The organism is Planctomycetaceae bacterium (assembly GCA_039680605.1).
Taxonomy (GTDB): Bacteria; Planctomycetota; Phycisphaerae; order SM23-33; family SM23-33; genus JAJFUU01.
In genome coordinates this window covers 1-13578 of sequence record JBDKTA010000023.1, presented here as the reverse complement: position 1 = coordinate 13578, position 13578 = coordinate 1, and the positions used below count along the sequence as shown (strand labels likewise).

Sequence of the window (13578 nt, the reverse complement as noted above, 5' to 3'; positions counted from 1 at the left end):
CGAGGGGCGTCACGCCATTACTTCTGTGCGGGCGGGGCGGGCGATTGCTCGCGAGGGATCAACGCCAGCGACGTCTGCAGCGAGTAAGGGCACGTACAGCCCGACGACGCCTCGGGGATCAGCACCAACCCGCCGGCGGGGATGATGTTCACCCAGCAGCCCGGGCGGGTTTCGGTGGTCAGCGGGCCGGGCTTGGCCTGGCTGGTCAGGTCGTGCATCATCGGAACGCTGCCGCGCCAGAAGATCGCGCCGGCGGCGGCCGAGACGGTTCCGCACCCGTGCCCGAGGCGCTCGAACTTGTAGTTGTCGGTTCGCCTGCCGCTCTTGAGATCGTACTCGAACGGCCAGGCCTGCACGCGGTCGCCCATGACCACCGGCCAGCGGTTGGGGGCGCCGTGGCCCCAGCTCACCTTGAGCTCGCTGTCGTGATCTTTCTGCCAGAGCAGCTTGCCTGTGGCGGCGTCGAAGGCGTGATAGTAGTAGCGATAGGTTTCCCCGTCGGCGGCCCCGCCCGACAGCAGCACCACGCCGTTGGCGTAGTTGATGTAGGCGGTCTCGCGGATCTTCGCTACGCGCTCATCGACCGGCAGCCGGAAGATCGGCTGACCGCTCTGCAGGTCCAGCGCCACCAGGAACGTGCTTCCGGCGAAGAGGTCTTCGACCGGCGCTCGCCCGCTGGGCTGCGTGCTGGTCTTGGGGCTGTGGCACTCGATGAAGTACACCCGTCCGCCGCCGGCGGCGAGGGTGGGATTGATGATCTGCCCGCTGCGGTGCGACCACTTCACCTTGCCGCTGCGGCGATCCATCGCAAAGAGATAGTCGCTGATGACCAGGCGGATGCGCCGGTCGCGCACGGCCGGTCGCCCCGCGGCGGCCGCGGGCGGGGCGGCGGCAGGTTGCGTCGACTGCGGCGGGTCGGCGTAGGACGAGCCGGGCAGCACGGCGCTGCCCAGCAGCAGGTCGTCCTGCACGGCCAGCCATCCCCAGTGGTGCGGTTGATCGGCGATCAGTTGGGGCATGGTCAGCGGCGCGGCGGGCTGGCCGGTGGCCACGTCGAGGCGGTTGCACTTGTCCTCGCCGAGCCAGTACACGAACCGCTCGTCCAGGACCATGCTGCTGGAGTCGAACGCCACGCGCAGGCGGCGTGAAAGGGGCAGCTTCGCTTCCCACAGCAGCGTGCCGTTGTAGGCGTCGCTGGCGAAGAGACATTCGTCGCCGGGGGTGAACACGCGGCCATCTTTGCTCAGCGGCGCGATCGTGCGGCGGTGGCGCTCGATCATGCTGCCCGGTCCGGGGCGGCCGAACCACTGCAGGTCCATCGGCCCGCGCACCAGGGTGTCGCCGCTGCAGTACGAGTTGCCCGCGTCGGCGAAGGAGTGCGTCCATTGCCCGGCGCCTTCGAGCGGTCCGCGCACGGCCGTGCCGACGCTCAATCCACCGGCCTTGGCGAGCTTCCACTGCGGCAGCTTTCCGCCGGCCCAGGCGTTGAGCGCCGCGGCGTCTGGCCCGGCGATCATCACCACGCCGCCGTATGGACGCAGCATGCGGAAGACCTCGCTCGACGGCATGCGTGGGGCGGCGCCGGTTCGCACCGCCGCATCCGAAACGATCAGGTTCGCGAAGTAGGTCGGGTAAGGCAGGGTTCCACCCGGCAGGTGATGCACGCTGACCCGCCGCCCGTGCAGACCCGCCCGGCGCAGCGCCGCGCGAGCCGCCTTGACATTGGCCTCATCCGCTTCGACCGCGATCACCTGCAATTCGCTCTGCCGCGCGATCTCGCAGGCCAGCCGCCCCGTGCCCGCCTCCAGCACCAGGCAGTAGCCCTTGCGGCCGGGCAGGGCGGCGAGGGCAGCCTTTGCGGCGGCGGCATAGCGGTCGGTCAGCTCGTCCCGGGCGAACGCCCCGTCCGGGTCGGCGGTCTCTTCGATGATGGACGCCTTTGCCGCCCCGGGCGCGAAGCAGTGGATCGTCCCGGTGTCGGTGCTGACGAACAACCGCCCGCCGCTGACGGCCAGGCCGTACGCCTTGCCCGAGACGGCGGCAGACCAGAGTTCCTTGCCGTCGGCGGTGCTGTAGGCCCGCACGTGTCCGTCGCCGCCGGTAATCAGCGCGCTGCCCGCGCGGATCATCGCGCAGGTCGACGTCGCCGGCACCTGCCAGCGACCTTTCAGCGCCGGCTCGAGCCCCTTGGGAGGGAACTTCACCGAGCCGCGTTCGACGGCCGTGAGCGTCTTGTCCGCCAGCAGATAGAGGCTGTCCTTGTCGAGCGTCACGTGCAGGGCGTGGAGGAAGAACTGCTTTTTGTCATCGTCCAGCGGGGAGACCTGGAACCGCGGGGCCGTCTCGCCGCTGCTGGAAATGAACAGGTTGCCCATGAGCATCGAGTTGCACCCGCCGCCGTGGGGGTTGCCCGCGTCGGCGGCGTTGTCGCGCCGCACGATCCGGGCGCCCGTGCGACCGGTAGGTAGGTAGAGATGCTCGGGGCCCACGATCGGGTGGCCTTGGGCGGTGGCGTCGAGGGTGCGCATCCAGAGCTTCTGACCCGTCGAGGCGTTGAGGGCGCAGAGGTAGACCTCGCGGCTCTTGAAGATGCCGGCCGCATAGTACACCACGCCGCGTTCGACGGTCGGCGCGCATCGCACCGCCCACAGCGAGATCATCCGCTCGTTGCCCGGAAGGCGCGTCGGCCCGCCGGCGCGGTGCGACCAGATCAGCCGCCCGTCGGCGGCGTCGAGGCAGTAGAGTTTCCCGTCGTCGCTGCCGACGTACACGTTACCGTTGGCGACCGCCGGCGCCAGGCGGACGGGGCCCTCCGTGGCGAAGACCCAGCGAGTTCTGCCGGTGGCGGCATCGACGCAGTAGACGCTGTCGTCGCTGGAGGACCCGTAGTAGAGCGCCCCGTCGGCCACGACGGTCTGGAACGCCCAGTCGTAGGTCATGGTGGGGTAGAGGCTGGGGATCTTGTGGAACATGTCGTCCGGCGCCGGGGGCGGCCAGGCGGCAGCGGGCCCGTGCAGCGGTTTTCGTGTCCAGGCCTCGCTCAGCGGCAGGGCCAGCGATTCGCCGCTGGCGCCGCTGCGGGTGTTGTCGCCGCGGTAAGTTGGCCAGTCGGCCGCGGGCGCCGCGGCGACCAGAGCGAGAACGACGGCGAGCGTGCCCAGGGGGCGGGAGAAACAGCGTGATGCCATGACGAACTTCCTTTTGAAACGATATAGTGCCTAACGCGTGGCGGGCGGACTTATTGTAGAGCTTTTGACTTCAATCATTGGGGAAAAGTCGCGGCGGAGGCACCAAGTATTCATCAAAGCCGTTGTGTGGCTTTGATGAGTACTTGCCTTGGCCAACGGGAAATGGCCCTAAATGAAGAAGTAATTCACACAACGAATAACTTCTTCATTTAGTGCCTCCGCCGCGACTTTTCCCCGCGTAACGGGTATTCGTTCCGGCGCGTAATCGACAACCGCCCGCGGCGAGATTATCATACCGCCACCCCCGCCGCGGCGGGCTTTGGAGACTTGCGATGGACCAGACGCTCGTGCGACGTGGGATCAGGAAGCTGAACTTCTGGCCGCTGCTGTGCGGACCTGTGGCGGTGCTCATCATCATCCTGGTGACGCAGTTCGCCTGGCGGTTTGACTTCTACAAGATCGGCGAGGTCGCGAACAACAAGTACGGCCTGGTCAAGGTCACCTGGGACTACACGCCCCACGTCGCCGGGGCCAGCACCAAGATCAAGACCTACACCCTCGATGAGCGACTTGACGAGTTGGGGCCGTGGCTGGTGATGATTCCGGTGGCGCTGTACTGGGTGCGCATGATCGTCACGCGCAACCCGCTGTACGTGGTCCTGACGCTGCTGGCCGCCTCGCTGCTGATGCGCGAGATCCACTTTACCGGCGTGGATAAGGGCATCTATGTCCTGGGGGTGATGGTGCTGGTGCTGGCCGTCGCCTGGCGCGACCTGCTCGCCAGGCCCCTCAAGGATTGGCGGCACACGTCGTGGCTGCTGGCGGCCGTGGCGACCTACGCCCTCAGCCAGATTATCGCGCGGCGGGCGTTCAAAAAGATTCCCGGCGAGGACTGGATCCACTGCATCCTCGAGGAAGGCATGGAGACGACCGCCCACCTGATGCTCATCACCGCCAGCGTCGTCGCCTCGTGGCGGCGATACGCTGTGACAGCCGATCCCGTGGCGGAACTGGAAGAACTGCCCCAAGTACCCGCTACTGCCGCCCAGGCGTAAAGGCGTGTTGCGGACAGGGGGTGCCACGCACTACTCCGTTGTGCGTGTCCCCGAGGGCTCCCGCCGCTCGGCTTTGGGATCTTTTCCCCTTGCTACTTCTTCATCCACCAGAGTTGGTTCCACCAGACTGGACCGGTGTTCCCTTGCGCCGCGCCGGGCGTGCTGCGCCCGCGCTGGACGTACGATGTCAGCAGCGCCTGCAGCTCCGCGGCCACGGCGGGCTGCTCGTCGATCAGGTTTCGCCGCTCGCCGATATCGGCAGTCAAATCGTAGAGCTGTCGCGAGGGCAGGTTTGAAGCGTCTTTTGAGCCCGGCTGCGGATGGCTCCAGCCGCCCGAGCCCGGGCACATTTCGAGCTTCCACCGCCCGCGGCGGATCGACAGCGACCCGTCGATGGACGTGTGGACCGTCGCCTCGCGCACGGGCTGCTCGACGCGCCCTTGCCACAGCGGCAGATTGCTCACCGAATCTTCGCCGGCAGCGGCCGGCAGCGGCAGGTCCAGCAGGTCCGAGCACGTGGCCAGCAGGTCCGTCAGGCAGACGGTCTGATCCGTCGCAGACCCCGGCGCGATCCCGCCGCCCCAGCGGATCACCAGCGGAATGCGGTGGCCGCCTTCGTAGATGTCGGCCTTGTGCCCGCGGAAAACGTAGCTGGGCTTGTGCCCGACCGCCGCGAGTTCCGCGAAGTCTGCCATGGGCGAACAGCCGTTGTCGGCGGTAAAGATGATGATCGTGTCCTCGGCGATGCCCGCGCGGTCGAGGGCGGCTAGCAGTTGCCCCATCACGTCGTCGACCTGCAGGCAGAAGTCGCCGTACTCGTTGGTGCCGCTTTTGCCGCGGAACTCAGGCGTCGGCAAAATCGGCGTGTGCGGGGCCGGCAGCGGGAAGTACAGGAAGAACGGCTCGCTGGTCTTTGCGGACTGGTCGATCCACGCCAGGGCTTTTTCCGTCAGCGTGGGCAGCACGTCTTCGTGCTTGAAGTCCGGCGCGATCGCCCCCTCGCGCCACATCTGCTTGCCGCTGCTGCCGGCGGTCCAGCCGGTCGGCTCGGCCGTCACGCGGTCGTTCTCGACGTACACGTACGGCGCCATGTCCAGCGACGCCGAGATGCCGAAGAAGTAATCGAACCCGACCGACGTGGGCCCGTCGGCGATGGGGCGGCTGTAGTCGACATCGTCTTCCTTGGCCGACCGCTTCGCCCACGTCCATCCCAGGTGCCACTTGCCCACGCACGCGGTGCGATATCCAGCCGTTTTCAGCAGCGAAGCGACCGTCATTCGCCCGCGCTCGATGAGCGGGCCGCTGAACCCGAAGTTCACCCCGCTCTTCTGCGCCGAGCGCCAGTTGTACCGCCCGGTGAGGATGCTGTACCGGCTGGGCGTGCAGACAGCCGAGCTGGCATGGGCGTCGCGAAAGATCATCCCCGCCGCGGCCATGCGGTCGATGTTCGCCGTGTGAATCTTCGAGTCTGCGTTAAGGCACGACACGTCGCCGTAGCCCATGTCATCCGCCAGCACGTAAACAATGTTCGGTTTCTTCTTCACCAGCCAATGCCTCCAAAGCCCGCCCGCCGCCATCGCCGCGCCCCCCGCGGCCGCGCCGATGCCAAGCGTCTTAAGAAATCGCCGTCGGGACCACACACGTCTCTCCTCTTGGCGCCCGAGGATACCGACTTGTTGCCGCGCATGGAACCTTCATGAAGAAGTCATGCGCTCACGTCAGCGGTCGAGCAAGCGACCGCTAACGGATACCCTATGCTTCACTCGTGCCGTCGTGCTCCGTCAGCTCCGGGTGCAACACCTTCAGCATCGCCAGGGGCACGTAGAACTTCTGGTAGCACTTGCCGTCGCTGAACCGGCGACCGCTCGGGTTTTCGACCAGGATCGTCGCGCGGGTCGTGATGCGGTTGACCACGCCGCGGAACCTGCGCCCGCGGAAGTCGAACTCGACGTGTTGACCGGCGCGGACGGCCTCTTGCGCCGCTTGCGGCTTCGCGGCGGCAGGGCGGACGTTCAGGGCGTGCGTGTGGCTGCGGTGGGCGAACAATCCTCCCGCTATCTCCATGAATGCTTTGGTCCCGCAGCGCGAACTCTTGCCGCTGAGCAACTGCGCCAGGTGCACGATCTCGTGTTCCATGATCCGCTGCAGGGCCTCGAGGCGGTCGCTGCACGGCCGGCCGCAGACTTCTACCGGTTCGTCCGAGAACCGCAGCGCCCGCAGGAGCATCGCTGCGCTGATGGCGATCTCATATTGGGCGCTGCGAGCGGAGCGGCCGCGCCCGCGGCGGTGAACGATCGTCTTGCCGCCGGCTCGCGTCATGCGGCTCGACAGCCGCAGCCGCAGCGGGCGCCCCGTCTGCTCCGCTGCGCCGGCCGCCAGGGCGCCGCTGAAAAACTCGCGGTCGTACAGGTCGAAGAGCCGCTGCAGATCCCCCTCGCCGATGCAGTCGAAATTGCCCTGGCGGATGTTCCCGGGCCCGCCCAGGATCGCCGCGCGGATTTCCGCCACGCGGGCGGCGGCTTCCAGCGGCGAGACGTTGGCAGAACGAATCTCCATGGATGCTTTTTATCGTGGGCAGACCACGCCCGCAACGGTACTCCCTACTTTTCGATTTCGCCCCGCCGCGGGATTTCTTATCCTGCTGCGCATGACAAAACGCACCAAAGTATTTCCCGGCGCTGACGAACGAACGCCGTCGCGGGCGCAGTATTTCTCGTGGATCAACAACACGTGGGAAGGTTCCACGCACGCCCAGACGCTGGTCAATCTCGACTACTTCCGCTGGCTGCGCGATGAGTTCGGGATGCAGCTCGATATCTACGCCTGGGACGCCGGCAACCTCGACACCGGCGGCCGCGGTTACTGGAAAGACGACGCCGCATTCAAGCGACGCTATCCGCGCGGGCTCAAGCCGTCCGTCGAAAGGGCCGCGGAGATCGGCTGCCGCATGGGCATGTGGCTGGGCCCGGACGGTTTCGGCGACACGCCTGCCCAGTCCAAGGCGCGCCGCGAGTTGCTCGTGGGCCTCTGCCGCGACAGCCACATGGCGCTGTTCAAGTTCGACTTGGCGTGCGACGGCCTGCGCAAGGACAAGCAGGCCCTTCTGGCCGACACGCTCGCCCGGTGCCGCGCATACTGCCCGGACCTGATCGTGCTCAATCACCGCATTGACCTGGGTCCGGCCACGCCGCACGCGACGACCTATCTCTGGGAAGGCGCCGAGACGTACATCGACGTTCACATGTGCAACAAGACGACCGCGCCGCACCATCGCGCGGGGGCGCTAGCGCGAGGCCTGCCGCCGAAACTCGGGCGCCTGACCGAGGACCACGGCGTGTGCCTGTCCTCGTGCATGGACCGCTGGGACGACGACCTGATCCTGCAGGCGTTCAACCGCTGCCTGATCCTTGCCCCGGAAATCTACGCCAACCCGTGGCTGCTGCGCGACGACGAACAGCCCAAACTCGCCCGCATCTACAACCTGCACCGGCGCTGGCGCGAGATTCTCGTGCGCGGCATTGTGCTGCCCGAGGACCGGTACGGCCCGCATGCCGTCTCGCGGGGCAACGGCACGACGCGACTGATCACGCTGCGAAACCTCACGTGGCAAAGCCGCACGTACCGGCTCGCCCTGGACCGCAGCATTGGCCTGACCGCCCGTGGGGGCGTCGAGGTTCGGCTGCTGCACCCGCACGAGCGCGTGGTGGGGCGGTTCGGGCGGGGCGCGAGCGTCGCTATCGAAGTCGAACCCTTCCGCGCGTGCCTGGTGCTGGCCAGCGCCGAGACCTCCGACCTTATCGGCGTCGAAGGCTGCGACGCCGATATCGTGCGTGACCTGCCGGGCCGGCCCGTCGAGATTACCCTGCGGGGCCTGCCCGGCGCCGCCGCTGAAGTCCGCATCCATCCCGGCAGCCGCACGTTCACCCGCGCCCAGCTCGACAGCAAGGGTGTCACTGGGGCGGCGGCGGGCAGGAAGTTCCGCGTGACCTTCCCCGGCCGCAGGTTGAAAGCACCCTGGCATCGCAAGCTGGCGGACCTGCAGCCGCAGAGCATTCCCGCCGACGCAGAAGCCTTGTACGAGGCCACCTGCTTCGCGGCCGACAGCGACTCTCTGGAAGTGCGCTCGCTGCGCCGCGCGGGCCCGACGCGGCATGCGGCCGTGCAGAAGGCACGCGACGCGTTCTTCGATCAGCCGCTGTTTCGCAGCATGGGCGGCTGGGACCGCTACCTCTTCGACGGCGACAGGAAGACAGCCTTTGGCACCGGCGGGACCGGCTATATCCCCAACATCGGCCCGACGTCGCTGCGCATCGATCTGGGCAAGCCCACGCGGATGGACAAGATGGTGATCCGGCTTAAGAGCGGCGCCCCGGCCCCTGCTGCCAAGGCTGAATGCTCCGCCGACCTCAAGACCTGGACGCCCGCGCCCACGAAGCTTGCCGGCAGCACGCTGACGATTACCTTGCCTCCAAAGCCGCTGCGCTATCTGCGCCTCGAGCGCGGCAACATGGTCCCCTGGGACGCGCAAGGCTTCTTCAAGGGCAAGCCCCTGCCGCGCGGGCGATGGCGGGCATCCAATCTCTTTGCCCCGTACCGCTGCCGCCCCGCGCAGGCGGCGTGGTCTGCAGAGGTCACGCTCGCTGAAGCCGCGCCGGGCAGCTTCCTGTGCATCGCGATGGAAGGCGATCACGGCCGCGACGGCGCCTGGGCCGCCGCCCGCGTCAACGGCAAGCCCGTGGGTTGTCCGGATCGGGCCGTCTCGTTCGACAGCAATATCTGGGAGGCGGATTTCGGTCTGCGCCAGGTGGCGTCGAACTACACGTACTATCTGCCCGTCACGCCCGACATGATCGGCGCGAAGATCGAGGTCATCGCGATGTCGCTCTGGCTGGGCCGCCAGAACATCCGCCCGCAGGTGTGGATCACGAGCCTGGAACCCACGGTAAGCCGCACTCTGCGGCTTGAGTAGCACGGGTATTTTGCCCGTGGCCAGGGTGCCGTGGTGCGCAGGGCCGAAGGCCCGGAGAGCCACGATCCCTGACCGTTCAGCTTTGCTATGGCGGTCTGTTCACTCCGTCGTGGCTGTCGGGCTTGCGCCCTCCCGCCACGGCACCCGGGCCGGTCTCCATGGGCGAGACGCCCATGCTACGGCTGTCGGCGCAGGGCGGTGGGGCAGACGCCCAGGTGCTGGCGGAAGAGGCGCGAGAGGTGGAACTCGCTGCTCAAGCCGACCTGCTCGGCGATGTGCCGCAGCGGCCAGGGGGTCGAGACCACCAGGCTGCGGGCCCGCTCGATGCGCATCCGCCGCACGTCCTGGCCCGGGGTGCAACTGGCCAACTCGCGATAGCGGCGGATGAAGTGGTACTTGCTCAGGCTCGCCCGTGCGGCCAAGTCCGCCAGCGTGATCCGCCCGGCCAGATGCTCCTGCACGTAAAGCCGCGTCTGCGTCACCAGCGTCGGCTGCAGGCTGGCGGCAAGGTGCGACAGCTCGGCCACGATCGCAGCGATGATCGCCCGCGTTCGCGCTCGATCGCCAGCCGTGCCGGCTGCCCGATCCTGGTCGATCCATCGCAGCATCTGGCGCACGCGGCCGTTGTCGTCGTGCGTGCAGTCGGCCAGCGTCTGGGACTGGCCGGAGTACGACAGGCACAACGTGGTGGCCGCGCGGTGCGGATCGGTCCATTCCGTGTGCGGCACGCCGGCGTGGTAGAAGAGCACGTCACCGGCCCCGGCCGTCAGGGTGCGCCCGTCGATCTCGGCCCGCATCGCGCCGGATTCTACGGCGATGATTTCATGGTGCTGATGGGCGTGACAGGCCAGATGCCACCGCGCGTCGTGGCGGATCGTGGCGTAATCGAGGAAGGTCAGTCCGGCGGTCATGCCGCAATTATATGTATGGAGTCCGCAATGGCAATCATGGACGCCAACCGTGGGCGGAATACAATACTCGCTCAGAGTGCGGCCGATGCGGCGAGGCCGCCATTGCCCGCGGGCAATATCGTGTATGGCCGTGTCGCGGGCGTCCCGCCCGCGCGTGCCGAGGGCATCTTGCCCTCGCAAGGTTCGTTGCATTCCGCGGGCGAGACGCCCGCGGCACTCGCGGACAGGATGTCCGTGACACGGAACGACTCCGAACAGAAACCGCCGTTGGGAGATTAGCCAGTGAAAATCTGTGTCTCGTCGGTGTGCTGGTGGGGTGACGACCGCGTGTCGCTGATGAAGAAGGCCGCGGCCGCCGGGTTCAAGGCCATCGAAATCCTCACCTTTCCTGAAAAGGAAATCTGCAAGCTCCACGGCGATCTGCGGCAGCTTCAGTCTTCGCAGTTGCGCCAGGAATTGGCCGACCACGGCCTGACGCTGGCCGGCCTGCACCTGGGCGCCATCATGACGCCCAATGAGGAGAAACGCCGGGCGCAGACGGACTACTGCAAGCGCGGCTTGGAGGTGGCGATGGACCTGGGCGCCGCGGTCATCGTCGAGGGCGGCCCGGACCGGGCAACCGAGCCGATCGAGCCGTACATGAAGAGCCTCGATGAGCTCGTGCCGCTGTTTGAGCAGACGCCGGTCAAGCTGGCCCTCGAGAACCACTACCGCAACTGGCTGCAGTACATCCAGGATTACGACTGGGTGTTCTCTCGCATCACCTCGCCCAGCGTCGGCATGACGCTCGACACGGGGCACTTCACCAGTGCCAAGGTGGACCCGATCGAAGTCGCCAAGGTCTTCGGCAAGAAGGTCGTACACGTGCATATTAAGGACCACATCGACACGCAGTCGGTGGCCCTGGGCGAAGGCAAGACCGACAACTTCGGCACAGTGCGGGCCCTGCGGGAAGCCGGATACGACGGCTATCTGAGCCAGGAAGCCGAAGTGGCCGACCACTCGCGGGCCGACCAGGTCGCCCATGACGGTTTCAAGTACATGGAGCGCCTGTTGCAGGCGTGAACGCCTGCAAAGGCGAAATCCGAAATCAGAAATTCGAAATCCGAAACAAACAACAAATGACGAAACAACAAATTCCAAATGCAGACGCCGGATCGATTGTTTAATTTCGTTTCTTGTTGTTTTGAATTTGCTTCGGATTTCGGATTTAGAATTTCGGATTTGGCCGGCGAGATTGCATCACTATGAACAGCCAACATGCTAACGGAGAATCACGATGACCAGCTTCGCAAACATAGGCTTTGTCGGCTGTGGCAGCCATGCCACGAACAACCTTTATCCGATGCTCAAGTACTCGCGCTGCCGCCTGCAGGCGGTGTGCGATCTTAACGAGGCGCTGGCCCGGCGCAACGACGAGGTTTACGGCGGCAAGAGCGTTTACACCGACGTCGACAAAATGCTCACCGAGCAGAAACTCGACGGGGTGATCGTCGTTGGGCCGCCGCAGATGCATTACGACGTCGGCAAGAAAGTGCTCCAGCGCGGCCTGCCGCTGCTGCTGGAAAAGCCCCCGGCCCCGGACCTGGCGATGACCAAGGAGCTGGTCGCCCTGGCCAAAGCCAATAAGACCATCTTGATGACGGCCTTCATGAAGCGCTTCGGTCTGTGCTACGCGAAGATCCGCCAGTTCATGAAGGAAGGCAAGTTCGTGCCCGCCTCCGGCGTCTTCCGCTATACGCACTGGGCCGGCGGCGAGCCGCCGAGCATGCTGCTGGGCATGTCGATCCACCCCATCGACCTGGCGATCAGCTTCTTCGGCGACGTGGCCGAGGTCTCCTCGTTCTGGAACGACGAAAAACCCATGACCTCGCTGGGCCTGGTGCTGCGGTTCAAGTCCGGTAAGTTCGCCCACCTGGTGCTCGGCTCTGCCGTGCGCATCCAGGAGCACGTCGAGATCACCGGCATGATGGAGGGCAAGAACGCGGTCTTCGTCGTCGACAACGTTCAGCACATGGAGCTGCACACGGCAGGGCGCAACGGGATCGACCTGGTCTGCAATAAGGCCGGCAACTGGTGTACGCCCGAACTGTACGAGATCGAGCCGGACTTCGACCTGGCCGACATCCAGGTCTGGCGCCCCGACTACGCCCTGCCGAACATGGGCCAGAACAGCCCCTTCCTGGTCGGCTACGCCGGCGAGATCCACGAGTTCGCGGAAGCGATCCTCAACAAGCGTGAGTCGTATCCCAGCACCGACGACACGCTAAAAGCCATGGAAGTGATCGACGCCGTGAGCAGAAACCCCAACGGGACGACGAAGATCGGCTGAAGCCGATTGGCGATTTTCAATTTCCAATTGGCAATTTCCAATTGAAAGACAAGCCGGAGCGGGGCCCCTGCAATGGCGTTGCTCCTTCGTAGCATGGGCGTCCCGCCCATGAGTAGCACGGGCGTCTCGCCCGTGAGTGGCATGGCCGTCTCGGCCATGCTCCCCGACCGTGTCGCGGGCGTCCCGCCCGCGCGTGCCGAGGGCATCTTGCCCTCGGAGGATCTACTTCAGAAACTTCTCCAGTTCATGAATGCAGCGGTTCTTGATCCAGTCCGCTTGATCGTCGCCGCTGAGATTCAGGAATTGCGGCTCTTCGCACCTTCTATCTTCCTGGCGATACTTCTCCAGTTCCGAGAGCCACGAAACACCAAGTCTGTTTCCGAGGTCCATGATCAGAACTTTCAAGCGTCACCGGTTCTTGGCAGGCAAGCCAAAAGTTGTCGAACAATTGCGTTGAAGCCATCCGGTAGGAAATTGCGGATTGCCTGAGAGACCACGTCGAGCGGCTGCTCTACGTTAATTTCCAGCTTTGCCAATGCCGTATACCGATTTGCCTCGCTGCCCCGGAGGCAGACGCGGAACCCATATCTGTTCAATTCACCTGAGCAAGTTTGTAGTGCCTGCCGAAGGCTGGTTACGTTGGTAGCAGTTCCCATCTTCTCCTGCCAGGCGAACTTAAGCAGCAGTGATGAGTAATTTAGCTCGAGAAAGAACATTCCCGTGGAGCATTTATTGGAGGCACCTCTCTCATGCCGCTCGTCCCTGTTCCATGAAGGCTTCCAGCACATCACGGGATTGCGGGTGCCGCTGTAGATATCCCAATCGTCGATATTGCCAAGATGCTGACGCAGGCAACTATAGTACGCATACCACCAACTGTATCCGCGATACCCCAGATCGGAATCAGCCTCGATTGCCGGGGCAATTACAGCGCGGTCCAATTCATCTTGTAGGGCCTCAAAATACGCCTTAACCATTGGTACGGTGCTGTAAGGGCTTAGAGCATCTAGCGATCATCTGTAGCGTATCCGCAGCTACGGAAGTAGCCTTGGCACTCCTCCGCGCTCACGGCCCTGAGAGCTTGGCCGATCACACCAATGAGTTCCTCCAACGTACGCCCGGC

The 13578-nt window shown here is 65.4% G+C and carries 10 protein-coding genes; 4 read left to right on the top strand and 6 right to left on the bottom strand.

The genetic code is table 11. The annotated features are described in order from the left end of the window. Positions 1-17 precede the first annotated feature (17 nt). Entirely contained in the window at positions 18-3188 is a 3171-nt protein-coding gene (locus tag ABFD92_07485; GenBank protein MEN6504363.1) for a PQQ-binding-like beta-propeller repeat protein, read from the bottom strand. Positions 3189-3520: 332 nt separating this feature from the next. Here ABFD92_07485 and ABFD92_07480 point away from each other — a divergent pair, with 332 nt between their 5' ends. Beyond that, the gene (locus ABFD92_07480; GenBank protein MEN6504362.1) at positions 3521-4243 is read left to right on the top strand and encodes a hypothetical protein; all 723 of its coding nucleotides are present in this window, start codon (positions 3521-3523) and stop codon (positions 4241-4243) included. Between the two features lie 92 nt (positions 4244-4335). Here ABFD92_07480 and ABFD92_07475 read toward each other — a convergent pair whose 3' ends face one another. After that, complete coding sequence (locus ABFD92_07475) at positions 4336-5883, bottom strand: arylsulfatase (protein MEN6504361.1); 1548 nt, start codon at positions 5881-5883, stop codon at positions 4336-4338. Between the two features lie 112 nt (positions 5884-5995). Beyond that, entirely contained in the window at positions 5996-6799 is an 804-nt protein-coding gene (locus ABFD92_07470; GenBank protein MEN6504360.1) for a SprT-like family protein, read from the bottom strand. A gap of 91 nt (positions 6800-6890) precedes the next feature. Between ABFD92_07470 and ABFD92_07465 the strand changes: the two genes are divergently transcribed. Next, positions 6891-9212, top strand: coding sequence for a hypothetical protein (locus ABFD92_07465; protein MEN6504359.1), 2322 nt, complete (start codon positions 6891-6893; stop codon positions 9210-9212). Between the two features lie 176 nt (positions 9213-9388). On the opposite strand, the gene ABFD92_07460 is transcribed toward ABFD92_07465, so the two are convergent. Continuing rightward, on the bottom strand, positions 9389-10123 hold the full coding sequence (locus ABFD92_07460) for an AraC family transcriptional regulator (GenBank protein ID MEN6504358.1): 735 nt from the start codon (positions 10121-10123) through the stop codon (positions 9389-9391). Between the two features lie 282 nt (positions 10124-10405). On the opposite strand from ABFD92_07460, the gene ABFD92_07455 reads away from it, so the two are divergent. Together ABFD92_07455 and ABFD92_07450 are read left to right on the top strand one after the other, a co-directional pair. After that, positions 10406-11188, top strand: a complete 783-nt coding sequence (locus ABFD92_07455) for a sugar phosphate isomerase/epimerase (protein ID MEN6504357.1) — start codon at positions 10406-10408, stop codon at positions 11186-11188. A 214-nt stretch (positions 11189-11402) separates the two neighbouring features. Beyond that, positions 11403-12455 (top strand): Gfo/Idh/MocA family oxidoreductase, encoded by a 1053-nt coding sequence (locus ABFD92_07450; protein ID MEN6504356.1) that lies wholly within the window; start codon positions 11403-11405, stop codon positions 12453-12455. Between the two features lie 222 nt (positions 12456-12677). Here ABFD92_07450 and ABFD92_07445 read toward each other — a convergent pair whose 3' ends face one another. Next, complete coding sequence (locus tag ABFD92_07445) at positions 12678-12860, bottom strand: hypothetical protein (protein MEN6504355.1); 183 nt, start codon at positions 12858-12860, stop codon at positions 12678-12680. Then, positions 12857-13432, bottom strand: a complete 576-nt coding sequence (locus ABFD92_07440) for a hypothetical protein (GenBank protein ID MEN6504354.1) — start codon at positions 13430-13432, stop codon at positions 12857-12859. Before ABFD92_07440 ends, ABFD92_07445 begins: the two co-directional genes overlap by 4 nt. Positions 13433-13578 lie beyond the last annotated feature (146 nt).

Bases quoted from the DNA above. Each gene is read 5' to 3' on its own strand.
- ABFD92_07485 (MEN6504363.1), bottom strand. From the start codon at position 3,188: ATGGCATCACGCTGTTTCTCCCGCCCCCTGGGCACGCTCGCCGTCGTT.
- ABFD92_07480 (MEN6504362.1), top strand. From the start codon at position 3,521: ATGGACCAGACGCTCGTGCGACGTGGGATCAGGAAGCTGAACTTCTGG.
- ABFD92_07470 (MEN6504360.1), bottom strand. From the start codon at position 6,799: ATGGAGATTCGTTCTGCCAACGTCTCGCCGCTGGAAGCCGCCGCCCGC.
- ABFD92_07465 (MEN6504359.1), top strand. From the start codon at position 6,891: ATGACAAAACGCACCAAAGTATTTCCCGGCGCTGACGAACGAACGCCG.
- ABFD92_07460 (MEN6504358.1), bottom strand. From the start codon at position 10,123: ATGACCGCCGGACTGACCTTCCTCGATTACGCCACGATCCGCCACGAC.
- ABFD92_07450 (MEN6504356.1), top strand. From the start codon at position 11,403: ATGACCAGCTTCGCAAACATAGGCTTTGTCGGCTGTGGCAGCCATGCC.
- ABFD92_07440 (MEN6504354.1), bottom strand. From the start codon at position 13,432: ATGGTTAAGGCGTATTTTGAGGCCCTACAAGATGAATTGGACCGCGCT.